Source organism: Streptomyces albicerus (assembly GCF_008905045.1).
Lineage (GTDB): Bacteria > Actinomycetota > Actinomycetes > Streptomycetales > Streptomycetaceae > Streptomyces > Streptomyces albicerus.
Genome location: NZ_VWMY01000057.1, coordinates 40109 through 63097, shown reverse-complemented (window position 1 = coordinate 63097; position 22989 = coordinate 40109). Strand labels below are relative to the sequence as shown.

Sequence of the window (22989 nt, the reverse complement as noted above, 5' to 3'; positions counted from 1 at the left end):
TCGACAAGCAAAGGGTTCCCCTGCCGCACCACTTGGAGGGCGTACCGTGCACCGCCGGCACAACGGGCTCAGGACCGCCGTACTCCTCGGGGGACTGTCCGCACTCATCATCGTCATCGGCAGCTTCTTCGGCCGTATGGGCCTCGTCGTCGCACTCTTCATCGCGATCGGCACGAACGCGTACGCGTACTGGAACAGCGACAAACTGGCTCTACGCGCGATGCGCGCCCGCCCGGTGAGCGAGTTCGAGGCACCGGCCCTGTACAAGATGGTCCGCGAGCTCTCCACGCAGGCCCGCCAGCCCATGCCCCGCCTGTACATCTCCCCGACGGAGGCGCCGAACGCGTTCGCGACGGGCCGCAACCCGCGCAACGCCGCCGTGTGCTGCACCGACGGCATCCTGCGCATCCTGAACGAGCGCGAGCTGCGCGGCGTCATCGGCCACGAGTTGAGCCACGTCTACAACCGCGACATCCTGATCTCGTCGGTCGCCGGCGCGCTGGCCTCCGTCATCATGTTCCTGGTCAACTTCGCCTGGCTGATCCCGATCGGCCGTTCGAACGACGACGACGGCCCCGGCCTCCTCGGCATGCTGATGATCATGATCCTGGGTCCGCTCGCCGCATCCGTCATCCAGCTCGCCATCAGCCGCTCCAGGGAGTACGAAGCGGATGCGTCCGGCGCCCAGCTCACCGGCGACCCGCTGGCCCTGGCGAGCGCCCTGCGCAAGCTCGAGGCGGGCACGAAACAGCTTCCGCTGCCTCCGGAGCCGCGTATCGAGACCGCAAGCCACATGATGATCGCCAACCCCTTCCGTCCGGGCCAGGGACTCTCCAAGATGTTCTCTACGCACCCGCCGATGGCGGAGCGCATCGCCCGGCTCGAGCAGATGGCAGGTCGCCACCAGTGAAGACAATCCTGAACATCATTTGGCTCGTCCTGAGCGGCTTCTGGCTGTTCCTCGGCTACATGTTCGCGGGCGTGCTGCTGTGCATCACCATCATCGGCATACCGTTCGGCATCGCGTCGTTCCGTATCGGCGTATACGCCCTGTGGCCGTTCGGCCGGACGACGGTCGAGCGTCCCGGTGTGGGCGCGCCGTCCTTCATCGGCAACATCCTGTGGGTGATCCTCGCCGGCTGGTGGCTCGCCCTCGCCCACATCGTCACGGGCCTCCTCCAGTGCATCACGATCATCGGCATCCCCCTGGGGATCGCCAACTTCAAGCTGATCCCGGTATCGCTGCTCCCCCTGGGACGCGAAATCGTGCGTACGGACCAGCCGTTCACGTCGGCGGGCTGGTAGGGCGGCGCCGGGGGTGCGGCGGCCGAAGTACGCCCTGGTGGCGTACGACGTCGACGCTGAGGACGACGAGATCTGGGCCCTGTGCGCGGACGCCGAGAACCTCTTCGGCGATCCGCCGCCTCCCGCGCGCGGGACGTACGAACTGATCGGCTGCGCCCCCGAAGGGGAGCTGAACAAAGCCCTCACGCGCGCGCGTGCCGACGGCTCCGCGCCCCTCGGCTCCCTCGTCCTGGAGATCCTCGACAAGGAGGGCGAGCGGGTCGAGGAGTGGTTCCTGGAGGACGTGCGCGTCCTCGGTGACCGCCCGTGCGCGCGTGACCTGTCGCTGCGCGATATCACGGTCGAGGCACGTGAGTCCCCGCACAACCCGTACGACTATCCACAGTGCCCGCCGCTCTCCCCGGGCTACCGGCTGCTCGGCCCGGAGGACGAACCATGGGGCGCCTGCCGGGACCTGGCGTACGTCCAGGACGGGCGGCCGGACCTCGTCGAACCCTCCGTGAGGCTGCTCGGCTGTGCCCCACGCGGAGCCCTCCGTACGGCGCTGGACACGGGGGAGGAGGACCTCGGACACGCCAAGCTGATACGCCTCGACACGTCCGGCTGCACCGTCCAGTCCGCCGTCGAGGGCGAACTCGTCGCATGGATCCCGTCGGCGCGCGGCCGCGGCCTGGTGGACCTCACACTTGAACCCTGGTCCGAGCGACCGCCGACCGCGGCCGAGCAGGTCTGGGAGCTGTGGGACGACGGCCGCCCGGCCGCGCCCGGGCTCTGGGCCCAGTGCGGTGTGGAGGGGCGCCGCCACTGGCTGAGCATGGCGCTGGACCATCACGAGGCGGACAAGCCCGACGCGGAGCCCGGCGGCACGTATCACCTCGAAGGCCGTCACATCACCGACGACCAAGGCTTCTTCTGCGCGATCGGCGAGGCGGTGAACGGACCCGGAGGCTACTTCGGCTGGGGGATCGACGCACTCACGGACTGCCTCCGCGGCCGCTGGGGCGCCGCGCGGCCCTTCACCCTCGTCTGGCACGACGCGGAGGTTGCCCGCACCTGCCTCGGCCTCGTCCCGCGCACCGACCGTCGCCCGTGGACCTTCGAGGAACTCCTCGAAGTGCTCGTGGACAAAGGCATCGACGTCCGTCTCGTCTGAGGGTTATCCACAGCCTGCCCGATTGTCAGTGGCGACCTGCATGATGAACGCATGACCGAGATCGAGCAGTTGCTGGCAAGTGTCTCCGCCGAGGCGCGCAACTCCCGGCCGTGGGGCTGGCCTTCGCTCCCCGAGCCCGTGGACGCGGCCACGCTCGCCCGCGCGGAGTCCTCCCTGGGCTTCGCCGTCCCGCCGCTGCTCGCCGCGCTCTACCTGCGGATAGGGGACGGAGGGTTCGGCCCGGAATACGGTCTGCTGCCCCTGCTCGACAGCCCGCCGTCCGGCGAACCCGCCGTCGTCGCGCAGTACCTCGCCCATCGCGAGAGCGGTCGCAAGGACCCCGACTGGCCCTGGCCCGAGGGTGTCCTGCCGATATCCCACTGGGGCTGCGGCATGTACGCGTGCGTGGACTGCCGCATCCCGGACGCCACCGTCCTCCTCTTCGAGCCGAACGCGGACGAGGCCGACCACGCGTGGTACGTGGACGCCCCCACCCTCACGTCCTGGCTCCACACCTGGCTCGACGGCACGGGCTGGTACGAAGAGTTCAACGACGGACCGGACTTGGAGCCGTGGGGCGACTTCCGCATACGTACGGGGGCCGCGCGGGCGTCATAGCGCGCGGGGCGCGACCCGCCGAGGGGAGCTGCGCAGGCAGGCGCAACGTGCTCTTGCCATGCGCCCGGCACGGATGCCCCGTAAGGAGCGCGGGAAACTGCGCGGCCGGCCACTCACGACCGGCACGTCGTAGACCTGCCTTTCGCGCGGAGCACCCCGCATTCAGCGCGAGACCAGCCGCCTCCGCACCCCGTACGCGACCGCCCCCACCGCCAGCACACCCACACCCACAGCCACCGACACCCACGGCAACGCGAAAGCCAAGGTCAGGCACCCCGCCAGCCCCACCACCGGCGCGACCCGCGACACGACCGTGGAACTCAGCGTCCAGGCCGAGGCGTTGGCGATCGCGTAATACACCAGCACGCCGAAGGAGGAAAAGCCGATAGCACCCCGCACATCCACCGTCGCGGCCAGCACGGCGACCACCGCACCGACGGCCAGCTCCGCCCGATGAGGCACCTGGAAGCGCGGATGCACGGCAGCCAGCGCGCCCGGGAGATGCCGGTCACGGGCCATGGCCAGCGTTGTCCGCGACACCCCCAGGATCAGCGCGAGAAGGGAGCCGAGGGCCGCCACGGCGGCGCCCACCCGTACGACCGGGACGAGCCCCGGCACACCCGCGGCCCGCACCGCGTCGGCCAGTGGCGCCGTCGCCTGCCCGAGCCCGCCCGACCCCAGGACGGAGAGGACAGCAACGGCCACAGCCGCGTACACCACCAGCGTGATGCCCAGTGCGAGCGGGATCGCTCGCGGAATGGTACGCGCCGGATCCCGCACCTCCTCACCGAGGGTCGCGATCCGCGCGTACCCGGCGAAGGCGAAGAACAGCAGGCCGGCCGCCTGAAGCACCCCGTCCGCGCCCCCGGAGACCCCCACGTCGAGCCGCCCGGCGTCGGAGGCCCCGGAGGTGAGGCACACGACGACCACGGAAGCGAGGACCGCCAGGACCACCGCCACGATCGCCCGCGTCAGCCACGCGGACTTCTGCACACCGCCGTAGTTCACCGCGGTCAGCGCCACCACGGCCCCGACGGCCACGGCATGGGCCTGCCCCGGCCAGGCGTACGCGCCCACGGTGAGCGCCATCGCCGCACACGAGGAGGTCTTGCCGACGACGAACGCCCAGCCCGCCAGATACCCCCAGAACTCCCCGAGCCGCTCCCGCCCGTACACGTATGTCCCGCCCGACGCGGGGTAGCGGGCGGCAAGGCGTGCCGACGCTGTCGCATTGCAGTAGGCGACGACGGCGGCGATGCCGAGGCCGAGGAGCAGCCCGGACCCCGCGGCCCGTGCCGCGGGCCCCAGCGCGGCGAAGATCCCCGCTCCGAGCATCGAGCCGAGGCCGATGACCACGGCGTCCCCGACGCCGAGCGTCCGCCGCAGCTCCACTGCGGGCTGCGGTGAACCGGTCTGCGCCGAACCCGGTCGGCTCGAATCGGACTGTGTCATGAGCCGCACCCTACTGATCAGTGCAACCGGCCACCGTCGCGCCGACGTCCTCCCCAGCAACAAGGAACGAACAAAGGCTCGACAGGCAGCACGAGAACGGCATGAACACAGCCTGGCAGGAGCAAGATCACAGTCCAGGCACAGCACGGAGAGGCAGGTTCACGGCATGGGCATCATCAGCTGGATCATCCTGGGGCTGTTGGCCGGGGCCATCGCCAAGTTCCTGCTGCCGGGGCGCGACCCGGGCGGCTTCATCGGCACGACGCTGATAGGCGTCGCGGGCGCGTTCACCGGCGGCTGGATATCCGCCCGCTGGCTGGACCACCCGATCACCAAGGACTTCTACGACGGCGCCACCTGGGCCGCCGCGATCGGCGGCTCGCTCGCCCTGCTGATCGCGTACCGCATCCTGTTCGGCAACTCGCGCAACTGAGCGCGCACCCCTGAACCCGCAGCCAGCAGGCGAGAAGGGTGGGCACCGCCGGTGCCCACCCTTCCTCGTGTCCTCGTGCTCTGCGTACGCGCAACGAGCGCGATGTCACCGGTAGTTGACGAACTGCAGCGCGAAGTCGAAGTCCTGGCCCTTCAGCAGGGCGATCACTGTCTGCAGGTCGTCACGGCTCTTCGAGCTGACCCGCAGCTCGTCGCCCTGCACCTGCGCCTTCACGCCCTTCGGGCCCTCATCACGAATGATCTTCGCCACCTTCTTCGCGTTCTCCTGGGAGATGCCCTCCTCGATCGAGGCGAAGATCTTGTACTCCTTGCCGGAGAGCTGGGGCTCACCCGCGTCGAGCGCCTTCAGCGAGATGCCCCGCTTGATCAGCTTGGACTGGAAGACGTCGAGGATGGCCTTGACCCGCTCCTCGGAGTTCGCCTCCATCAGGATCTTCTCGCCGGACCAGGAGATCGAGGCGCCCACGTTCTTGAAGTCGTAGCGCTGCGAGATCTCCTTGGCGGCCTGGTTGAGGGCGTTGTCGACCTCCTGCCGCTCGACCTTCGAGACGATGTCGAAACTGGAGTCGGCCATGTCCTGTGGCTCCTTGTATCGGGGTGCGTAGTGGCGGCCGCCGAACACCGCATCGGTCCCGGGCCGCATCCGCATAAGCCTAGCCACCCCGTCCCCTCCGAGCGCCGATCAATCGGGTGGCGAAGCACCCCCGAGCATCGGGTATCGTTTACGTCGTTGCCACGGAGCGCCGCCGAAAAGCGGTTCGAATGGCAGCCACCCCGGCGGTGTGCCCGAGCGGCCAAAGGGAGCAGACTGTAAATCTGCCGGCTCAGCCTTCCCAGGTTCGAATCCTGGCGCCGCCACGCTGAGAGAAACCCTCTCCGAACTGCGAGAACGCAGTTCGGAGAGGGTTTCTTCGTGTTCGGGTGGGGGAGGGGCTCAAGGGTGGGCACGGGGTGCGGTCGCGAGGAGTGTGGTCGCTGTGTGGACCGTGGCATCGAGGGAGTCGTGGACGGGTACGTCCGGGCGGGCGTGGCGGAGTTGTTCGGTCACGTCGAGGCGGCGTTCGTACGCGGGGTGCGTGCCGACCGCGATGCGGGAGCCGCGGGCCGCGTGGGCGCCGAGTTCGTACAGGGCGATCGGCTGCACGGCCTCCGCGCAGAACCAGAAGAGGATCACGTCGGCCCGTTGCAGGTGTGCGTACTCCCAGGCGATCTGTTCCCGCGCGGCCTCGGGGCGGTCGAAGGCGTATGCCTCGCGGCGCGGGTTGAAGACGACCGCCAGGGAGCCGAGCGCGTCCAGGCGCAGCACGGCTCGGCGTTGCCAGTCCGGGCAGTTGGTGATGCCGCCGGCCAGGAAGACCGACGCCGCCTCGCCGGTGTAGGCGGTGGGGGGTTCGACGTAACGCTCCGCGCGGGGCGGCGGGGGCGGACCACCATCGGCGGCGATCGCGGCCAGTAGCTCGCGGACCTGGTCCTGCGCCTCGGGATCGCCCGATGCGTAGGCGGAGAGCAGCGGGGCCAGACGGCAGGAGGCCGCCGCGGGGTGCAGTCGCATCGCCCGCGCGATGGACTCGGCGCTCGGGGCACCGTCGTCGGAGCCCGAGACGGTGAGGAGCCGAGCGCAGCGCTCCTCGGCCGCATCCGGCTGCCACCGGCCCCGTACGTAGTCGGCGGCGAGCTCGTCGGCCAGGCGCTCCAGTGGGGTCATGGCCGCCAGCGTATGAGCCGTACGAAGGAGGAGCCGAGCGTAGCGGTGGACAGGAGACAGGGGACAGGACGTGGACAGGGCGGGGAGTGTGGCCGGTCACGAGGCTTGCGGGTCGTACGGGTGTCGCTCTGGAGGCACCCGACCCGCCACGGACGCCGACCCAGGGTCACCCCCACCGATATCAGGCCAGTACCAGCACTGGTACCGGCACCAGCACCAGCACCCACGATCCTCGACCCGTCCCACCACACACGCCACAGCCCGAGCCACGCCCCAACCGACCGTGCTGGCCCGCCCCCGCCTCCTCCCGCCCTCCACCAATTTCTTCGTACGCTGAACCCATGTCCTCACGCCGCAGGAGCTGCCCCGAGTGCCGTCGCGAGATCGCTGTCGTCGCCGGGCGGTTCGCGCGGCACGACCCGCCGGGGGCGCGGGAGGGCGGGGAGCTCGTGTCGTGCGCCGGGTCGCGCAGGCGGGCGGAGCTCGGTGCGGCGCAGCCGGCGCTGGACGGGTACGTCGTCGCGGAGTTCCCCGGGCAGATCCCGCTCTTCTGACTCTTCCAACGGCTCTGCCGGCTCTGCCAACCTGGCGGTTCAGGGTCGGCGTACGTCCATACGGCTCACCAGGCCGTCCGCCGCGAAGCGGTACACGTGTTCGACCGGCTCCTCCGCCCAGTGATCGCCCGCCTCGTCCCGCAGCCCGGGTCGCACCGTGGCGACCACGCGCAGACCGTCCTTGTCGAGTCGCAGCCCCTCCAGCCGTACGAGGGGGTGCGCGGCCGCGAACTGCGCGGCCCAGTAGGCACGTACCGCCTCGCGGCCGTGCAGCCGGACCCCGTCGGCGACATTGGGCCAGTCCACGTCGGACGCCAGGCAGTGCGGAATGAACGCGTCGCGTTCCGCAGTGCTGAAGACCTCGTACATCTGCCGCAACAGGGCCTCCTGCGCGGCGGGAATCTCAGCAGACGGGGACGGGGACGGGGACGGGGACACGGCAACTCCTCCGTTCGTCGGACAGCCTCAGCCAACCACCGGCCCACGCCCGCGTGCGCCCCTTCAGCCCGATCGCGTCAGCCGGATCGCGCCGGATCGCGCCGGATCCGCCAGATCCCGCCACCCATCCGGTCAGTTCCCCGCCACCGACTTCACCGCCACGGAAACCGGCGTCGACCCGCTGATCAGCTCCAGCGTCAGCCCGGTCGTCGCCGGAGTGTCCACCAGCTCCGCGATGACCGCGGCGACGTCGTCGCGCGGGATGGGCCCGCGCCCGGTGGCGGCCTCCAGGCGTACGAGACCGGTGCCGGCGTCGTCCGTGAGCATCCCGGGGCGCAGGATCGTCCAGTCCAGGCCCCGGTGAGCGCGTATGTAGGCGTCGGCCTCGCCCTTGGCGCGCAGATACGCGTCGAAGACCTCGTCCCCGGGGTGCTCCGGATCCGCGCCCATGGACGACACCACCACGTGCCGCCGCACCCCGGCCCGGGCCGCCGCGTCCGCGAAGAGCACGGCGGCGCCCCGGTCCACGGTGCTCTTGCGGGCCACGCCGCTGCCCGGGCCCGCGCCCGCGGCGAAGACGGCGGCGTCCGCGCCCTGCAGATGCGCGGCGACCTCCTCCACCGAAGCCGACTCCAGATCGCACAGCACCGGCTCGGCGCCGGCCGCCCGCAGATCGTCGCCCTGTTCGGGGCGGCGGATGATCCCCGCTACCTCGTCACCGCGCGCGGAGAGCAGCCGCTCCAGCCGCAGCGCGATCTGACCATGACCTCCAGCGATGACAATGCGCATGTTTCCGACCGTACGCCCGGATGGACCCACTCGCCGCACAACCCTGTGGATAACTCGTGGGTCTCATGAACGATCACTGTGTACGAGGATGACGCCGCGCGGCGTCATAAGGAGACCGCCATCACCGCCATACGCAAGACCTTCGCCGCGGTCGGCTGCACCGCTGTCCTGCTCACCGGCGCGGCCGCCTGCGGCACGGTCGAGAACCTCACCGCCGGTCAGAAGGTCGACCACGCCGTCGACGGGCTCGGCGAGAAGAAGTCGCTCGCCTTCGAGTTGGGGCTCGACGCCAAGCCCTCCGCGCTCACGAAGCTGGCCGGAGAGGCGGAGCCCGGCGAGGAGTTGCCGCCGGAGCTCGCTGAGCTCTTCACCGGAGTGCGGGTCAAGGTCTCTGTCGAATCGCGGAAACCACTCGCCGATTCGGGTGAGAAGGATCTCGTCGGCACGGGGGTGAGGCTCTCGGGACCCGACGGCGTCCTGGCCGAATACCGCCTCGTCGGCGACTACACGTACTACCGCGCCGACATGAAGGCGCTCGGCGAGGCGATGGGCTTCCCGCTCCCGACGGCCGACGAACTCCCTGAGAGTGAGCAGGAGTTCAAGCAGGTCCTCGAAGGCAAGTGGGTCAAGGTCGACAACAGCGAACTCGAGCGGGTCGCGAAGGGCACCCCGGGCTCCGGCAAGGGCGGCAAGGCCGACGGATCCGGCGAGCCCGACGAGATCGACACCAAGACCCAGCAGAAGATCCTCAAGGCCGTACGCGGAGTCGTCGCCCGCGAGGTCACCTTCAGCAGCAAGGGAGGCAGCGACGGCGTCGAACGGATCGTCGCCAAGGCCTCTTTCCGCGAGCTGCTCACCGGCATCCTCGACAAGCTCCGTCCCTTGGCCGACGACCTGCCGGCGGGCGCCGAACTGCCCACCGACGAGGATCTCAAGGACGCCCCGGACAAGAAGATCGCCGTCAACTTCTCCCTGAAGAACGGCGACTTGACCCGTGTCTCCGTGGACCTCGCCGCCCTCGCGGACGACCCGAAGGGCGCCAGGCTCCCCCTGGTGATCAAGTTCGGTGAGGCGGACGACGTCAGCGCCCCGTCCGGCGCCACGGAGATGCCCGCGGACGGGTTCGGGGGCCCGGGCAACCCGTTCACCGGCGGCATGCTGGGCGGCTTCTGACTGCCCGTCCGGAGCCCGATGTCCGACGGGTGAGGACTGGTGAAGCACCGGCACGCGCGCGTGGAGCCCGAACAGACCTCCACGCGCGCGTGCCCGCGCCAAAGGACTAAAGACAGGCCGACCCGTCGTGCCCCGCCAAAGACAGGCCGGCGGCCCATCGTGCCCCCGCCAAAGACAGCCACGCGCGCGTGCCCCGCCAAACGCAGCCCCTGCGGCAAACGCAGCCCCTTCGGCGCCGCCCCGCGTCAGAACACCCCAAGCCTCACGACGGCTCTCCCGTCCGCCCCTGCCGAGGCAGATCCAACGCCACGGCCACAGCCGAGTTGCAGTACTCCCGTACCGCACTCGTCCGCGCCACCACCCGCCCCCGATGCACCACGATCCGGCTGTACGCCAGCGACAACGCCGCGTCGAGCCGGTTCCCGCGCACCGCGAGCAACTCCGCCGGGAAACCTGCCTCCACCCGCACCTCGGGCAGCCCCAGCGCCGCCCGCGCCGACGAACTCACCGCGTCGTACGCGTCCGAGGCCCGCAGCCCGTACCGCGAGGCCAGCAGATACGCCGCCTCCAGCGGATCTCCGCGTCCCACGGGGTTCGACACGTCCCTGAGGGCGCCGCTCCCAGCCGCGACCCGTACGCCGGCCGCCCGCAGCAGCCGTACCGGAGCAGTCCCGCGCCGGTCGGCGCCCGAGCAGCCGCCCTGGGGCAGGCAGGAGACGGTCACCCCGGCCGCGGCGAGTTGGTCCGCCGCCCGCGAGGCCACCTCGGAGGGCAGCTGCCCGAGCCCGCCGCACGGGCCGAGCGTCACCCCGGGCCGCAGCCCGCCCACCATCGCCGCGAGCCGCGCGAGCCGCGCCGGATCGTCACCGTCCGTGTGCAGATCGACGGGACAGCCGTGCTCCGAGGCGACCTCCAGGACCGCTTCCACGTACCCCGTCGGATCGGGGTCCAGATCTGGACAACCGCCCACTACGGAGGCGCCCATTTTCACCGCGTCCCGCAGCATCGCCAGCCCGTCGGCCCCAGCGAGCCCGGTCAGCACCCGCGGCATCGCCACCGCCGTCAACTCGGTCAGCCCCCGCAGCGCGCGCCGTGCCTGGAGCACCGCTTCCATCGAGCCGAGCCCCTGCACATCGCCCACGCGCACGTGCGAGCGCAGGGCGGTGGCCCCGTGCCCGAGCTGGAGCAGCGCGGCCTCGGTCGTACGGCGCTGGACCTCCTGGCCCTCGTACGAGACCGGCCCGTCGTTGTCGGCCGACATGGCCGTGTCGCCGTGGGCGTGCGGCTCCGCGGGGGCCGGCAGGAGCAGATAGCCGGTGAGGTCCACGCGCGCGGTGTGCGCGGTCAGGCTGCCGGCCGTGCCGACCGCCTCGATGCGCCCGCCGCCCAGCCGTACGTCCACGGTCCGGCCGTCGGTGAGCCGTGCACCGCAGAGCAGCAGGTCGGAGCCGTCGCTCCGACCGGACGAGCCCGAGGAGCTCGACGAGGATGAGGAGGAGTGGGGCGGCTGCGGCTGGCTGTCGGGCATCGCGCTCCTGGGGCTCGGCGGCGGCTGCGAAGGAGGGACAGAAGATCACGCAGCGTGAGTCGAGCCTAGGGTGGCGATCCGCGCGCATCGAGGAGGAGCGGAATAGTCGTACCGGTGTGGTCCGTCGTGCGGGAGGGGCGCCTGAAACCGCCCGCGAGCGGCCGGGAACAGGGCGGGGCAGGTGCCGCGAAACGGATTTGGGCGATCGGCGGCCGAGCGTGTAATGTCTTCATCGCTCGCCCCAATAGCTCAGTCGGCAGAGCGTCTCCATGGTAAGGAGAAGGTCTACGGTTCGATTCCGTATTGGGGCTCTGGTGTGTGAGGTTCCCGTCGTGAGGCGGGGCCCGATCGCATCTCAGCGGTGTAGCTCAGTCGGTAGAGCAAGCGGCTCATAATCGCTGTGTCACCGGTTCAAGTCCGGTCACCGCTACTGACAGTAGCCGATTGTGGGGTCGGTCCTTCGATCGGCTACTCTTCTATGCGTTAATCGTTTAATTGTCCCATCCGTTCGTCAAGGAGCACTCCTGTGGCTGCCACCGACGTCCGCCCGAAGATCACGCTGGCCTGCGTGGAGTGCAAGGAGCGGAACTACATCACCAAGAAGAACCGGCGTAACAACCCGGACCGACTGGAGATGAAGAAGCACTGCCCGCGTTGCAACGCGCACACCGCGCACCGCGAAACGCGATAAATCAGGCTCGTACCCGAGGCCGTCCCCTGAAGCTGGGGGGCGGCCTCGTGTCGTTACACCAGCTGCGAACCAGGAGGTGCCGGGCCCATGGCGCTCGACCAGTCCTTCGTGGGGCGGTCCTATCCGCCCACCGATCCGTATGAGGTCGGCCGGGAGAAGATCCGCGAGTTCGCGGAAGCGGTCGGGGACGCCAACCCCGCGTATACGGACCCCGAGGCCGCCAAGGCGCTCGGTCACGCCGATGTGATCGCCCCGCCGACCTTTGTGTTTGCGATCACCTTCAAGGCCGCGGGACAGGTCGTCCAGGACCCCCAACTGGGTCTCGACTACAGCCGCGTGGTGCACGGCGACCAGAAGTTCGCCTACAAGCGCCCGGTGCGCGCGGGGGACCGGCTCACGGTCACCTCCACCATCGAGGCGATCAAGTCGATGGCGGGCAACGACATCGTTGACATCCGCGGCGACGTCCACGACGAGGCGGGCGAGCACGTGGTGACCGCCTGGACCAAGCTGGTGGCCCGTGCGGCCGAGGGGGCGTGAACAGATGACGGCGAAGATCTCGTACGACGACGTCGAGGTCGGCACCGAGCTGCCGGCCCAGGCCTTCGGCGTGACCCGCGCCACGCTCGTCCAGTACGCGGGCGCCTCGGGGGACTTCAATCCGATTCACTGGAACGAGAAGTTCGCCACGGAGGTCGGCCTCCCGGACGTCATCGCGCACGGCATGTTCACCATGGCCGAGGCGATCCGGGTCGTCACCGACTGGGCCGGCGACCCGGGCGCGGTCGTCGAGTACGGCGTCCGTTTCACCAAGCCCGTCGTCGTCCCGAACGACGACACGGGCGCCACGATCGAGGTCAGCGGCAAGGTCGGGGCCAAGCTCGACGACAACACCGTCCGCGTCGACCTCACCGCGATGAGCGCGGGCCAGAAGGTTCTGGGCATGTCGCGAGCTGTCGTACGACTGGCCTGACGGCGGCAGCGGGCGCGTGACTGACGGCATTCGGAACTGACGGCAGTCGGAAGGCAAGTAAGGGGCGTCCGCCATTGCGGGCGCCCCTTACGCCTACTCACCCCGGTGTCCGGCGCCCGTCCGTGTGCACTCCTTGACGTAGTTAGTGATTGAGTACTAACTTACTCGCATGGTCAGGATGAGCGCAGAAGAGAGGCGCGAGAGCGTCATCCGCGCGGCGATGAGCGAGTTCTCCAGGGGTGGCTACTACGGCACCTCCACCGAGGCGATCGCCAAGCGCGTGGGTGTCTCGCAGCCTTACCTCTTCCGGCTCTTCCCGGGCAAGAAGGCGATCTTCCTCGCGGCGGCCGAGCGATGCATGGAGCAGACCACGCGCACCTTCGCGGATGCGGCCGAGGGGCTGGAGGGCGAAGAGGCCCTGCACTCCATGGCGGACGCGTACACCAAGGTCATCGCCGAGGAACCTGAGCTGCTGCTGATGCAGATGCAGATGTACACCGCGGTGGCGGCCGCCGAACAGGCCGGAGAGCCCGAGCTGGGCGAGGCGGTGCGGACCGGCTGGATGCGCCTGTGGGAGACCGTTCACCTGCCGCTCGGTGCCGACGTGAACGACACCACGACTTTCATGGCCTACGGAATGCTCGTCAACTGCCTGGTGGCCATGGGCTTTCCGCCCGAGCACCGCGTGTGGGAGGGGCTCTATCCCTCGGCCAGGTACAAGGGCCGGCTCGAACACTGAACCAGAGGTGGCGGAGATCGCTGCCTTTTCATGACCGTGAAAGTTAGTCAGCAATAACTAACCTAACTAGCGAACATCAGCTGGGGGAGCGATGTCACAGCAGACCGTACGTCGCGGGGGAGCCGTCTGGGCCCTCGTCATCACCAGCGTCGCCGGGTTCATGGCGGCGCTCGACAACCTCGTCGTCACCACCGCCCTGCCCTCGATCCGCAAGGACCTCGGGGGAGAGCTCGACGACCTGGAATGGACCGTGAGCGCGTACACGCTCACCTTCGCCGTGCTGCTGATGTTCGGCGCGGCCCTGGGTGACCGGTTCGGCCGCCGTCGGCTCTTCCTTGTCGGCGTCACCGTCTTCACCGGCGCGTCCGCGGCCGCGGCCATGGCGCCCGGCATCGACTCGCTGATCGCCGCCCGCGCGGTCCAGGGCGTCGGCGCGGCCATCATGATGCCGCTGACGCTGACTTTGCTCACGGCCGCCGTGCCGGCCGCCAAGCGCGGGATGGCGTACGGGATCTGGGGCGCCGTCAACGGTCTCGCGGTGGCGTCCGGGCCGCTCATCGGCGGCAGCCTCACCGAACACATATCCTGGCAGTGGATCTTCTGGCTGAACGTTCCGCTGGGTCTGACCCTGCTGCCGCTCGCCCGGCTGCGCCTCTCGGAGTCGTTCGGCGCCGGTGCCCCGCTCGACATCCGCGGCACTCTGCTGGCCAGTGGCGGCCTCTTCGGGATCGTGTACGGGCTGGTCCGCGCCCCCGTCGTCGGCTGGACCGACGGGGTGGTCCTCCTCGGCCTGTTCGCGGGCACGGCTCTGCTCACCGGCTTCGTGTTCCACGGCATCCACGCCAAGAACCCGATGCTGCCGATGCGGCTCTTCCGCAGCCGGGCCTTCGCCGGCATCAACGCGGCCAGCCTGCTGATGTTCCTCGGGATGTTCGGCTCGATCTTCCTGCTCAGCCAGTACATGCAGGGCGTCCTCGGCTACTCGCCCACGGAGGCGGGGCTGCGGATGCTGCCCTGGACCGGTATGCCGATGATCGTCGCGCCCGTCGCCGGCTATCTGTCCGACCGGATCGGCGGCCGCCCGGTCGTCGCCGTGGGCCTGTTCCTGCAGGCCGTCGGGCTCGGCTGGTACGCCACCGTGATCGCGTCCGACACTTCGTACACCGCACAGCTCCCCGCCCTGGTCATCAGCGGAGTCGGCATGTCCCTTTTCTTCGCCCCCGCCTCCAGCCTGGCGATGTCCAGCGTCCGGCCGCAGGAGCAGGGGATCGCGTCCGGCACCAACAACGCGCTGCGCGAGGTGGGCGGCGCGCTCGGTATCGCCGTGATGGCCTCGATCTTCTCCGCCCAGGGCGGCTACGAGACCGCCCTGACCTTCGTGGACGGCATCCGGCCGGCGCTGTGGGTGGGCTCCGCCGCGGTGGCCGCGGCGGGTGTCGCGGCGCTGTTCATCCCGACTCGCCGACGGGCGGCCGAAGTGGAGGAGAAGATCGTGAAGTCCGCACCCGCACCCGCGCCCGTGCTGGAGACGACGTCGCACTGAGTCCGGAAAGCAAACCCAAGTGAGTTCGGAAACCAAACCCGAAAGGGGTCCGGTCATGCCCACCACTCCCTGGACCGTGCCGAACACGCCACCGCGGGGCGCCGAGGTACACGTCTTCGCCTCCCGATTCGAGACCCGCACCCTCTGGGGAGCGCTGAAGTTCTTCGCCAGGACGCCGGCTGTCTGGCGGCAGGTGAGCCAGGCGCCCGGAGCGTACGGGGCCACGATGAAGGCACAGCTGCTGCGGCGGACCTTCTGGACCCTGTCCGCCTGGGAGTCGCCCGCGGCGCTCAAGGCCTTCGCCCGTTCCGGCACGCACGCGCCGACGGCACGGGGCCTCGGCCCTCAGATGCGGGACGCGAAATTCGCCTCGTGGACGGTCACGGCGGACGACCTCCCGCTGGACTGGGCGGAGGCGCTGCGCCGCCTGTGACCGAGCCCCACCGAGCACGACCCCGCCCGACCGGCGGGGCCGTTCTCGTACCCTTGTGCCCGTGCAGGAACTCCACGACGCCCCGCTCGCCCCGCTGACCACCTTCAGGCTCGGCGGCCCCGCCACGCGGCTGATCACCGCGACGACCGACGCCGAGGTGATCGCCGCAGTCCAAGAGGCCGACGACTCCGGTACGCCGCTGCTGCTGATCGGCGGCGGATCCAACCTGGTCATCGGCGACAAGGGCTTCGCGGGCACCGCCCTGCGCATCGCCACGCGCGGCTTCGCCCTTGACGGTACGAAGCTGGAGCTGGCCGCGGGCGAGGTGTGGACCGACGCGGTCGCCCGGACCGTCGAGGCAGGCCTCGCGGGCGTCGAGTGCCTCGCCGGAATCCCCGGCTCCGCGGGTGCGACGCCGATCCAGAACGTGGGCGCGTACGGCCAGGAAGTGTCATCGACGATCACCGAGGTGATCGCGTACGACCGGAAGACCCGCGAGACGGTCATCATTCCGAACGCCGAGTGCGCCTTCTCGTACCGCCACAGCCGCTTCAAAGCCGACCCCGAGCGCTTCGTCGTGCTGCGCGTCCTCTTCGAGCTGGAGGACGCCGACGGGCTGTCCGCGCCGGTCAAGTACGCCGAGACGGCCCGCGCACTGGGCGTCGGAGCCGGTGACCGCGTGCCTCTCGACGCCGCCCGTGAGACCGTCCTGAAGCTGCGCTCCGGCAAGGGCATGGTGCTCGACCCGGAGGACCACGACACCTGGTCGGCCGGGTCGTTCTTCACCAACCCGATCCTCACCGACGAGGAGTTCGCCGCGTTCCACGCGCGCGTGGGGGAGCGGTTGGGCGACGGCGTGACCCCGCCCGCGTACCCGGCGGGCGACGGGCACACCAAGACCTCCGCGGCCTGGCTGATCGACAAGTCCGGCTTCACCAAGGGATACGGCACCGGCCCCGCGCGCATCTCCACCAAGCACACGCTGGCCCTCACCAACCGCGGCACGGCCACCACGGAGGACCTCCTCACGCTCGCCCGCGAGGTCGTCGCCGGCGTCCACGCCGCCTTCGGGATCACGCTCGTCAACGAACCGGTGACGGTGGGCGTCAGCCTTTAGGGCAGGGCAGGGCAGGGCAGGGCAGGGCAGGGCAGGCACGCAGGCACGCAGGCACGCACGCAGAGGCAGCGCAGTCCGGCCGTTCGGAATCCCGTTGCCGATCAGCCCGGGTGACCGTCACGCTGGGCTCATGAGGCACCCCATATGCGGCTGAGACTCCGCCAGTTCAGACCCCGTACCGGCCCCCTGGAGCACCGCGTCGTCCAGCCCTGGACCCCGCTGCGCCACACCTCGCTCCGCGACCCCGACCCGTACGGCGTGCTGATGGGCGACCACGACGGGCTGAACCGCCTGGCGGGCCTGTTCTCCTTCGCCGCCTACTCCCGGCACACGATCGTCCATGTGCCGCTCCGGGACGGGATCCCGCCCGACGAAGGCCCCGACGGCGACCTCGTGGACCTCGTCCTGGTCCACCAGTCGCACGGTCTGCGCCCGAGCACATGGCCGCAACTGCGCAGCAAGCTCGTGCACGGCACCCCGCTGACCGTCCGCACCGACGAGGCCCGCACCGCACGGGACGCCGAGAACTGGCGGCAGCGGCGGTACGACACCGACCTACGGGACGACCTGCGGCACACCACATACGCGCGGACGTTCTTCCTGGTCGGCAGCCGCGACATCTTCGCCGAGACGGCCGTGTCCTTCGCGTACGCGGCGGGCTTCGGACCGCGCCAGAAGGGCGTCGTCAAGGGAAGGTCCGTCCTGGTGTCGGGCATCCCCGGACTGCGGCCGGAGCGCGACATCTGGCGCAGCCCGGAGGTCCTGATCTGCTTCAAGCCCTACGAGCCGTACGCCCACTTCAGGCGACCGGGGCGGTCAGCCAGGCGTCGATCCCGGACAGCAGCTTCCCCTTGACGTCCTCCGGCGCCGCCGAACCCCGTACCGACTGCCGCGCCAGCTCGGCCAGTTCGGCGTCCGTGAAGCCGTGATGGCGGCGCGCGATGTCGTACTGCGCGGCCAGCCGCGAGCCGAACAGCAGAGGGTCGTCCGCGCCGAGGGCCATGGGCACCCCCGCCTCGAAAAGCGTGCGCAAGGGGACGTCCTCCGGCTTTTCGTACACCCCTAGGGCGACGTTCGAGGCCGGGCAGACCTCGCAGGTGATGCCCCGGTCCGCGAGCCGCTTCAGGAGACGCGGGTCCTCGGCGGCCCGCACCCCGTGCCCGATCCGCGAGGCGTGCAGGTCGTCCAGGCAGTCGCGCACGGACGCCGGGCCCGTCAGCTCACCGCCGTGCGGCGCCGCCAGCAGCCCGCCCTCACGCGCGATGGCGAAGGCCCGGTCGAAGTCCCGCGCCATGCCCCGTCGCTCGTCGTTGGAGAGCCCGAAACCGACGATGCCGCGGTCCGCGTACCGCACGGCCAGGCGGGCCAGCGTACGGGCGTCCAGCGGATGCTTCATCCGGTTCGCGGCCACCAGGACCCGCATCCCGAGCCCGGTCTCGCGCACGGCCGAGTCCACCGCGTCCAGGATGACCTCCAGGGCCGGGATCAGCCCGCCCAGCCGAGGCGCGTACGAGGTCGGATCGACCTGGATCTCCAGCCACCCGGAGCCGTCCCTGAGGTCCTCCTCGGCGGCCTCGCGCACCAGCCGCTGAATGTCCTCGGGCTCTCTGAGGCACGACCGCGCCGCGTCGTACAGCCGCTGGAAGCGGAACCAGCCCCGCTCGTCGGTGGCTCGCAGCTTCGGCGGTTCCCCACTGGTCAGCGCGTCGGGAAGGTGGATCCCGTGCTTGTCGGCCAGTTCCAGCAAGGTGGTGATCCGCATCGACCCGGTGAAGTGCAGGTGCAGATGGGCTTTGGGCAGCTCAGAGACATCACGTACGTGCTCCATTCGAGGATCCTGCCGTACGCCGCCGCCGTACCGGTAGCGCTTTCCCTGAACGTGGTCTTGCTCGCACGAAGAAGCGGGCCCAACCCCCTCACCGTGAGTGGGTTGGGCCCGCACGCGCGCGTGGAGCACGAAAACGAGAACGACGCCCCGTAGGCGTACGAAAACGTCAGTCCGTCGCCTCGGCCAGCAGCTTCTGGATCCGCGAGACGCCCTCGACGAGATCCTCGTCACCCAGCGCGTACGACAGCCGCAGGTACCCCGGCGTGCCGAAGGCCTCGCCCGGGACGACCGCGACCTCGACCTCCTCCAGGATCAGCGCGGCCAGCTCGACCGAGTTCTGCGGGCGCTTGCCGCGGATCTCCTTGCCGATGACGGCCTTCACGGAGGGGTACGCGTAGAAGGCGCCCTCGGGCTCCGGGCAGACCACGCCGTCGATCTCGTTGAGCATCCGGACGATGGTCCTGCGGCGCCGGTCGAAGGCCTCGCGCATCGTGGCGACGGCGTCCAGGTTGCCCGAGACGGCGGCGAGCGCGGCGACCTGGGCCACGTTCGACACGTTGGACGTGGCGTGCGACTGCAGGTTCGTCGCGGCCTTGACGACGTCCTTCGGGCCGATGATCCAGCCCACACGCCAACCGGTCATCGCATAGGTCTTGGCCACACCGTTGACCACGATGCACTTGTCGCGCAGCTCGGGCAGGAGCGCCGGCAGCGACACGGAGACCGCGTCGCCGTAGACCAGGTGCTCGTAGATCTCGTCGGTCATCACCCACAGGCCGTGCTCGACGGCCCAGCTGCCGATGGCCTCCGTGTCGGCCTCGCTGTAGACAGCGCCCGTCGGGTTGGACGGGGAGACGAAGAGCACGACCTTCGTCTTCTCCGTACGCGCCGCCTCCAGCTGCTCGACCGAGACGCGGTAACCGGTGGTCTCGTCCGCGACGACCTCGACCGGGACACCGCCGGCGAGACGGATCGACTCCGGGTACGTCGTCCAGTACGGGGCCGGGACGATGACCTCGTCGCCCGGGTCGAGGATCGCGGCGAACGCCTCGTAGATGGCCTGCTTGCCGCCGTTGGTCACCAGGATCTGCGAGACGTCCGGTTCGTAGCCGGAGTCACGCAGCGTCTTCGCGGCGATCGCCGCCTTCAGCTCGGGCAGACCGCCCGCCGGCGTGTAGCGGTGGTACTTCGGGTTCTTGCAGGCCTCAATGGCAGCCTCGACGATGTAGTCCGGGGTCGGGAAGTCGGGCTCGCCGGCGCCGAAGCCGATCACCGGACGCCCGGCGGCCTTCAGGGCCTTGGCCTTGGCGTCCACGGCGAGGGTGGCGGACTCGGAGATCGCGCCGACTCGGGCGGAGACCCGGCGCTCGGTGGGAGGGGTTGCAGCGCTCATGGGCCCCATCGTTCCAGACCCGAAACGTCCCCGGCACACTGGTTTCACAGACTGAGCAGTGGCCGACAAAGCCCGTACGGACACTTTCTGTTCGACGCCCGGCCGCCGACCACGTACACTCTCACCTCGTTGGCCTTCACCGGCCGCGCCCACCCGGTGCACACCGAGCACCCGGGCGGATGCGGTACGTTGTGGGGAAACAAAGGGTCGTAGCTCAATTGGTAGAGCACTGGTCTCCAAAACCAGCGGTTGGGGGTTCAAGTCCCTCCGGCCCTGCTACACACACCTTTCGCCAGGATGTGTGCGCATGTACGTACTGCATTGCACCGCCGTGCGGCTCATAACCGGGCGCGGCACGGCCACGACCCGGAATCAGGTGAGGACGAGTGACGGACGCCGTGGGCTCCATCGACATGCCTGATGCCCAGGATGAGGCGCCGGAGTCCCAGAAGAAGGGCCGCAAGGGCGGTAAGCGTGCCAAGAAGGGCCCGCTGAAGCGCCTTGCCCTCTTCTATCGCCAGATCGTCGCGGAACTTCGTAAGGTTGTCTGGCCGACTCGTAATCAGCTGACGACATACACCACAGTGGTGATTGTGTTCGTCGTCATCATGATCGGTCTGGTGACTTTGATTGACTTCGGACTCGACAAGGCCGCCAAGTACGTCTTTGGCTGAGCCAAGCGCGAAGGGCGCCGTACCCGGCGCCCGCTTTCGCGTGTTCCACCCCCATGATCCAGGAAGAAGCAGCCACCGTGTCTGACCCGAACCTGAACGACGCCATCGAGTCGGCGGAGTCCGTTGAGGACGAGCTCGACATCGTCGAGGCGGCGGACGCCGTGGACCCGGACCAGGCCGAGGCTGCCGACGCCGACGCCGAGCCCGCCGAAGAGGCTGCCCTGAGCGTCCAGGACGAGGACGCCATCGAGAGCTCCGAAGACGAGAGCGCCGAAGACGAGGACTCCGAGGAAGCGGCCGCCGCAGAGGAGGCCGAGGAGGAGGAGTCCGAGCCGGTCGACCCCGTCACCGCCCTCCGCGAGGAGCTCCGCACACTGCCCGGCGAGTGGTACGTCATCCACACGTACGCCGGCTACGAGAACCGCGTGAAGACCAACCTCGAGCAGCGCGCCGTCTCGCTGAACGTCGAGGACTTCATCTTCCAGGCCGAGGTGCCGCAGGAAGAGGTCGCGCAGATCAAGAACGGCGAGCGCAAGACCGTCCGGCAGAACAAGCTCCCCGGCTACGTGCTGGTGCGCATGGACCTGACGAACGAGTCCTGGGGCGTCGTCCGCAACACGCCCGGTGTCACCGGCTTCGTGGGCAACGCGTACGACCCGTACCCCCTGACCCTGGACGAGATCGTCAAGATGCTCGCCCCGGAGGCCGAGGAGAAGGCCGCGCGTGAGGCCGCCGAGGCCGAGGGCAAGCCGGCTCCGTCCCGCAAGCTCGAGGTCCAGGTGCTGGACTTCGAGGTCGGCGACTCGGTCACCGTCACCGACGGCCCGTTCGCCACGCTGCAGGCGACGATCAACGAGATCAACGCCGACTCGAAGAAGGTCAAGGGCCTCGTCGAGATCTTCGGCCGCGAGACCCCGGTCGAGCTGAGCTTCGACCAGATCCAGAAGAACTGACGCCTTCGGGCACCTTCTGGAACAGATGCCTCCGACCAGGTCAGATTGGCTCTCGTAGCTGGTCTGACCTGCTCGGTTTTTGGCCGCGCATGGATACCCGTTATCGTTGTGCGGTATGCCTCCATCCGGATGATCCGGAACGGAGGCTGAAAACTCTCACTAGGACCCGGAGAGAGCAATGCCTCCCAAGAAGAAGAAGGTCACGGGGCTCATCAAGCTCCAGATCCAGGCCGGTGCCGCCAACCCGGCTCCGCCGGTCGGCCCCGCGCTGGGCCAGCACGGCGTCAACATCATGGAGTTCTGCAAGGCCTACAACGCCGCGACCGAGTCGCAGCGCGGTTGGGTCATCCCGGTGGAGATCACGGTCTACGAAGACCGCTCCTTCACCTTCATCACGAAGACCCCGCCGGCCGCGAAGATGATCCTCAAGGCCGCGGGCGTGGAGAAGGGCTCCGGCGAGCCGCACAAGACCAAGGTCGCCAAGATCACCGAGGCGCAGGTCCGCGAGATCGCCACCACGAAGATGCCCGACCTGAACGCCAACGACCTGGACGCCGCGTCGAAGATCATCGCCGGCACCGCCCGTTCCATGGGCATCACGGTCGAGGGCTGAACCCCAACCTCCAGCATCCGTGGCAGGGCCGGCTCGGCCCGTACCACGACTCCTCAGAGCACACAGGAGCAGTAGTGAGCAAGCGCAGCAAGTCTCTCCGCGCTGCGGACGCCAAGATCGACCGGGAGAAGCTGTACGCCCCGCTCGAGGCCGTCCGTCTCGCCAAGGAGACCTCCACGACCAAGTTCGACGGCACCGTCGAGGTCGCCTTCCGTCTGGGTGTCGACCCGCGCAAGGCCGACCAGATGGTCCGTGGCACCGTGAACCTCCCGCACGGCACCGGTAAGACCGCCCGGGTCCTGGTCTTCGCGACCGGTGACCGTGCCGAGGCCGCGACCGCCGCGGGCGCCGACATCGTCGGCTCCGACGAGCTCATCGACGAGGTGGCGAAGGGCCGTCTGGACTTCGACGCCGTCGTCGCCACCCCGGACCTCATGGGCAAGGTCGGCCGCCTGGGCCGTGTCCTCGGCCCGCGTGGTCTGATGCCGAACCCGAAGACCGGCACCGTGACCCCGGACGTGGCCAAGGCCGTGACCGAGATCAAGGGCGGCAAGATCGAGTTCCGCGTCGACAAGCACTCGAACCTGCACTTCATCATCGGCAAGGTGTCCTTCGACGACACCAAGCTGGTGGAGAACTACGGCGCCGCGCTGGACGAGATCCTTCGTCTGAAGCCGTCGGCCGCCAAGGGTCGCTACATCAAGAAGGCCACGATCAGCACCACGATCGGCCCCGGCATTCAGCTCGACTCGAACCGCACCCGCAACCTCCTCGTCGAGGAGGACCCGGCCGCCGTCTGAGCCTGACGCTCACCCGGCAGCCGCGTCGCGCACGCGATTTCAGGACGGGCCCCGCAACCTTTCG

General features: G+C 69.6%; 27 protein-coding genes and 4 tRNA genes. 23 read left to right on the top strand and 8 right to left on the bottom strand.

Annotated features, from left to right (window positions below; all coding sequences use genetic code 11):
- Positions 1 to 46: 46 nt before the first annotated feature.
- The 4 genes from htpX to GAS53_RS40025 are packed head-to-tail and all read left to right on the top strand — an operon-like array spanning position 47 to position 3076.
- Entirely contained in the window at positions 47 to 910 is an 864-nt protein-coding gene (htpX, locus tag GAS53_RS40040) for a zinc metalloprotease HtpX (RefSeq protein ID WP_151482670.1), read from the top strand.
- Positions 907 to 1305: a YccF domain-containing protein gene (locus tag GAS53_RS40035; protein WP_151482669.1), complete on the top strand. Its 399-nt coding sequence runs from the start codon at positions 907 to 909 to the stop codon at positions 1303 to 1305. The genes htpX and GAS53_RS40035 overlap by 4 nt, the downstream gene beginning before the upstream one ends.
- 13 nt (positions 1306 to 1318) lie before the next feature.
- Positions 1319 to 2458, top strand: coding sequence for a barstar family protein (locus GAS53_RS40030; protein WP_151482668.1), 1140 nt, complete (start codon positions 1319 to 1321; stop codon positions 2456 to 2458).
- A 51-nt stretch (positions 2459 to 2509) separates the two neighbouring features.
- Positions 2510 to 3076 (top strand): SMI1/KNR4 family protein, encoded by a 567-nt coding sequence (locus tag GAS53_RS40025; protein ID WP_151482667.1) that lies wholly within the window; start codon positions 2510 to 2512, stop codon positions 3074 to 3076.
- 162 nt (positions 3077 to 3238) lie between these two features.
- Here the strand turns inward: GAS53_RS40025 and GAS53_RS40020 are convergent, their stop codons facing one another.
- The gene (locus GAS53_RS40020; RefSeq protein ID WP_225859390.1) at positions 3239 to 4528 is read right to left on the bottom strand and encodes an APC family permease; all 1290 of its coding nucleotides are present in this window, start codon (positions 4526 to 4528) and stop codon (positions 3239 to 3241) included.
- A gap of 166 nt (positions 4529 to 4694) precedes the next feature.
- Between GAS53_RS40020 and GAS53_RS40015 the strand changes: the two genes are divergently transcribed.
- Complete coding sequence (locus GAS53_RS40015) at positions 4695 to 4961, top strand: GlsB/YeaQ/YmgE family stress response membrane protein (protein ID WP_151482666.1); 267 nt, start codon at positions 4695 to 4697, stop codon at positions 4959 to 4961.
- Between the two features lie 105 nt (positions 4962 to 5066).
- Here the strand turns inward: GAS53_RS40015 and GAS53_RS40010 are convergent, their stop codons facing one another.
- Entirely contained in the window at positions 5067 to 5555 is a 489-nt protein-coding gene (locus GAS53_RS40010; protein ID WP_151482665.1) for a YajQ family cyclic di-GMP-binding protein, read from the bottom strand.
- A 202-nt stretch (positions 5556 to 5757) separates the two neighbouring features.
- Between GAS53_RS40010 and GAS53_RS40005 the strand changes: the two genes are divergently transcribed.
- A tRNA-Tyr gene (locus GAS53_RS40005) sits at positions 5758 to 5839 on the top strand.
- 76 nt (positions 5840 to 5915) lie between these two features.
- Here the strand turns inward: GAS53_RS40005 and GAS53_RS40000 are convergent.
- A complete protein-coding gene (locus GAS53_RS40000) occupies positions 5916 to 6686 on the bottom strand; it encodes a nucleoside 2-deoxyribosyltransferase domain-containing protein (RefSeq protein WP_151482664.1) in 771 nt (256 codons plus the stop codon).
- A 341-nt stretch (positions 6687 to 7027) separates the two neighbouring features.
- Here GAS53_RS40000 and GAS53_RS39995 point away from each other — a divergent pair, with 341 nt between their 5' ends.
- Entirely contained in the window at positions 7028 to 7240 is a 213-nt protein-coding gene (locus tag GAS53_RS39995) for a hypothetical protein (RefSeq protein WP_151482663.1), read from the top strand.
- A 39-nt stretch (positions 7241 to 7279) separates the two neighbouring features.
- On the opposite strand, the gene GAS53_RS39990 is transcribed toward GAS53_RS39995, so the two are convergent.
- Positions 7280 to 7678 carry a nuclear transport factor 2 family protein gene (locus tag GAS53_RS39990; protein WP_225859389.1) on the bottom strand — a complete coding sequence of 133 codons (399 nt, stop codon included), beginning with the start codon at positions 7676 to 7678 and terminating at the stop codon, positions 7280 to 7282.
- Positions 7679 to 7810: 132 nt separating this feature from the next.
- A complete protein-coding gene (locus GAS53_RS39985; protein WP_151482662.1) occupies positions 7811 to 8467 on the bottom strand; it encodes an NAD(P)H-binding protein in 657 nt (218 codons plus the stop codon).
- Positions 8468 to 8545: 78 nt separating this feature from the next.
- Here GAS53_RS39985 and GAS53_RS39980 point away from each other — a divergent pair, with 78 nt between their 5' ends.
- Positions 8546 to 9640 (top strand): hypothetical protein, encoded by a 1095-nt coding sequence (locus GAS53_RS39980; protein WP_225859388.1) that lies wholly within the window; start codon positions 8546 to 8548, stop codon positions 9638 to 9640.
- A gap of 262 nt (positions 9641 to 9902) precedes the next feature.
- Here the strand turns inward: GAS53_RS39980 and GAS53_RS39975 are convergent, their stop codons facing one another.
- The gene (locus GAS53_RS39975) at positions 9903 to 11168 is read right to left on the bottom strand and encodes an amidohydrolase family protein (RefSeq protein WP_151482661.1); all 1266 of its coding nucleotides are present in this window, start codon (positions 11166 to 11168) and stop codon (positions 9903 to 9905) included.
- A gap of 238 nt (positions 11169 to 11406) precedes the next feature.
- On the opposite strand from GAS53_RS39975, the gene GAS53_RS39970 reads away from it, so the two are divergent.
- From GAS53_RS39970 to GAS53_RS39925, 10 genes are all read left to right on the top strand, one after another.
- Positions 11407 to 11479 (top strand) — tRNA-Thr (locus GAS53_RS39970).
- 46 nt (positions 11480 to 11525) lie between these two features.
- A tRNA-Met gene (locus GAS53_RS39965) sits at positions 11526 to 11598 on the top strand.
- Between the two features lie 96 nt (positions 11599 to 11694).
- Positions 11695 to 11859, top strand: coding sequence for a 50S ribosomal protein L33 (gene rpmG, locus GAS53_RS39960; protein ID WP_003948671.1), 165 nt, complete (start codon positions 11695 to 11697; stop codon positions 11857 to 11859).
- Positions 11860 to 11946: 87 nt separating this feature from the next.
- On the top strand, positions 11947 to 12399 hold the full coding sequence (locus GAS53_RS39955) for a MaoC family dehydratase N-terminal domain-containing protein (RefSeq protein ID WP_151482660.1): 453 nt from the start codon (positions 11947 to 11949) through the stop codon (positions 12397 to 12399).
- Between the two features lie 4 nt (positions 12400 to 12403).
- Positions 12404 to 12832, top strand: a complete 429-nt coding sequence (locus GAS53_RS39950) for a MaoC family dehydratase (protein ID WP_151482659.1) — start codon at positions 12404 to 12406, stop codon at positions 12830 to 12832.
- A gap of 169 nt (positions 12833 to 13001) precedes the next feature.
- Positions 13002 to 13571, top strand: a complete 570-nt coding sequence (locus tag GAS53_RS39945) for a TetR/AcrR family transcriptional regulator (RefSeq protein WP_192583482.1) — start codon at positions 13002 to 13004, stop codon at positions 13569 to 13571.
- A 91-nt stretch (positions 13572 to 13662) separates the two neighbouring features.
- Positions 13663 to 15114 (top strand): MFS transporter, encoded by a 1452-nt coding sequence (locus tag GAS53_RS39940; protein ID WP_151482657.1) that lies wholly within the window; start codon positions 13663 to 13665, stop codon positions 15112 to 15114.
- 55 nt (positions 15115 to 15169) lie between these two features.
- Positions 15170 to 15547, top strand: a complete 378-nt coding sequence (locus tag GAS53_RS39935; RefSeq protein WP_151482656.1) for a DUF3291 domain-containing protein — start codon at positions 15170 to 15172, stop codon at positions 15545 to 15547.
- Positions 15548 to 15608: 61 nt separating this feature from the next.
- A complete protein-coding gene (locus tag GAS53_RS39930) occupies positions 15609 to 16664 on the top strand; it encodes a UDP-N-acetylmuramate dehydrogenase (protein ID WP_151482655.1) in 1056 nt (351 codons plus the stop codon).
- Between the two features lie 144 nt (positions 16665 to 16808).
- Positions 16809 to 17519, top strand: a complete 711-nt coding sequence (locus tag GAS53_RS39925) for a hypothetical protein (RefSeq protein WP_151482654.1) — start codon at positions 16809 to 16811, stop codon at positions 17517 to 17519.
- Here GAS53_RS39925 and GAS53_RS39920 read toward each other — a convergent pair.
- Both GAS53_RS39920 and GAS53_RS39915 read right to left on the bottom strand, forming a co-directional pair.
- Positions 17464 to 18492 (bottom strand): adenosine deaminase, encoded by a 1029-nt coding sequence (locus GAS53_RS39920; protein WP_151482653.1) that lies wholly within the window; start codon positions 18490 to 18492, stop codon positions 17464 to 17466. The two genes, GAS53_RS39925 and GAS53_RS39920, sit on opposite strands and share 56 nt — an antisense overlap.
- 166 nt (positions 18493 to 18658) lie before the next feature.
- On the bottom strand, positions 18659 to 19885 hold the full coding sequence (locus GAS53_RS39915) for a pyridoxal phosphate-dependent aminotransferase (RefSeq protein WP_192583481.1): 1227 nt from the start codon (positions 19883 to 19885) through the stop codon (positions 18659 to 18661).
- Positions 19886 to 20088: 203 nt separating this feature from the next.
- Between GAS53_RS39915 and GAS53_RS39910 the strand changes: the two genes are divergently transcribed.
- The 5 genes from GAS53_RS39910 to rplA all read left to right on the top strand — a co-directional run bounded on the left by GAS53_RS39910 (position 20089) and on the right by rplA (position 22925).
- A tRNA-Trp gene (locus GAS53_RS39910) sits at positions 20089 to 20161 on the top strand.
- A 110-nt stretch (positions 20162 to 20271) separates the two neighbouring features.
- Positions 20272 to 20559: a preprotein translocase subunit SecE gene (gene secE, locus GAS53_RS39905; RefSeq protein WP_055517385.1), complete on the top strand. Its 288-nt coding sequence runs from the start codon at positions 20272 to 20274 to the stop codon at positions 20557 to 20559.
- A 77-nt stretch (positions 20560 to 20636) separates the two neighbouring features.
- Positions 20637 to 21512: a transcription termination/antitermination protein NusG gene (gene nusG / locus GAS53_RS39900; RefSeq protein WP_151482651.1), complete on the top strand. Its 876-nt coding sequence runs from the start codon at positions 20637 to 20639 to the stop codon at positions 21510 to 21512.
- A 178-nt stretch (positions 21513 to 21690) separates the two neighbouring features.
- The gene (rplK, locus tag GAS53_RS39895; RefSeq protein ID WP_016645192.1) at positions 21691 to 22125 is read left to right on the top strand and encodes a 50S ribosomal protein L11; all 435 of its coding nucleotides are present in this window, start codon (positions 21691 to 21693) and stop codon (positions 22123 to 22125) included.
- Positions 22126 to 22199: 74 nt separating this feature from the next.
- Positions 22200 to 22925 (top strand): 50S ribosomal protein L1, encoded by a 726-nt coding sequence (gene rplA, locus GAS53_RS39890; RefSeq protein ID WP_151482650.1) that lies wholly within the window; start codon positions 22200 to 22202, stop codon positions 22923 to 22925.
- Positions 22926 to 22989 lie beyond the last annotated feature (64 nt).

Excerpts from the sequence above, each read along its gene's own strand:
- GAS53_RS40025 (WP_151482667.1), top strand. The coding sequence starts at position 2,510 with ATGACCGAGATCGAGCAGTTGCTGGCAAGTGTCTCCGCCGAGGCGCGC.
- GAS53_RS39920 (WP_151482653.1), bottom strand. The coding sequence starts at position 18,492 with ATGGAGCACGTACGTGATGTCTCTGAGCTGCCCAAAGCCCATCTGCAC.
- GAS53_RS40015 (WP_151482666.1), top strand. The coding sequence starts at position 4,695 with ATGGGCATCATCAGCTGGATCATCCTGGGGCTGTTGGCCGGGGCCATC.
- GAS53_RS39935 (WP_151482656.1), top strand. The coding sequence starts at position 15,170 with ATGCCCACCACTCCCTGGACCGTGCCGAACACGCCACCGCGGGGCGCC.
- GAS53_RS39940 (WP_151482657.1), top strand. The coding sequence starts at position 13,663 with ATGTCACAGCAGACCGTACGTCGCGGGGGAGCCGTCTGGGCCCTCGTC.
- GAS53_RS39915 (WP_192583481.1), bottom strand. The coding sequence starts at position 19,885 with ATGAGCGCTGCAACCCCTCCCACCGAGCGCCGGGTCTCCGCCCGAGTC.
- GAS53_RS40020 (WP_225859390.1), bottom strand. The coding sequence starts at position 4,528 with ATGACACAGTCCGATTCGAGCCGACCGGGTTCGGCGCAGACCGGTTCA.
- GAS53_RS39985 (WP_151482662.1), bottom strand. The coding sequence starts at position 8,467 with ATGCGCATTGTCATCGCTGGAGGTCATGGTCAGATCGCGCTGCGGCTG.
- GAS53_RS39955 (WP_151482660.1), top strand. The coding sequence starts at position 11,947 with ATGGCGCTCGACCAGTCCTTCGTGGGGCGGTCCTATCCGCCCACCGAT.
- GAS53_RS40010 (WP_151482665.1), bottom strand. The coding sequence starts at position 5,555 with ATGGCCGACTCCAGTTTCGACATCGTCTCGAAGGTCGAGCGGCAGGAG.
- GAS53_RS39995 (WP_151482663.1), top strand. The coding sequence starts at position 7,028 with ATGTCCTCACGCCGCAGGAGCTGCCCCGAGTGCCGTCGCGAGATCGCT.
- GAS53_RS39950 (WP_151482659.1), top strand. The coding sequence starts at position 12,404 with ATGACGGCGAAGATCTCGTACGACGACGTCGAGGTCGGCACCGAGCTG.
- GAS53_RS39925 (WP_151482654.1), top strand. The coding sequence starts at position 16,809 with ATGCGGCTGAGACTCCGCCAGTTCAGACCCCGTACCGGCCCCCTGGAG.
- rplK (WP_016645192.1), top strand. The coding sequence starts at position 21,691 with ATGCCTCCCAAGAAGAAGAAGGTCACGGGGCTCATCAAGCTCCAGATC.
- GAS53_RS39975 (WP_151482661.1), bottom strand. The coding sequence starts at position 11,168 with ATGCCCGACAGCCAGCCGCAGCCGCCCCACTCCTCCTCATCCTCGTCG.
- GAS53_RS40000 (WP_151482664.1), bottom strand. The coding sequence starts at position 6,686 with ATGACCCCACTGGAGCGCCTGGCCGACGAGCTCGCCGCCGACTACGTA.
- GAS53_RS39945 (WP_192583482.1), top strand. The coding sequence starts at position 13,002 with ATGGTCAGGATGAGCGCAGAAGAGAGGCGCGAGAGCGTCATCCGCGCG.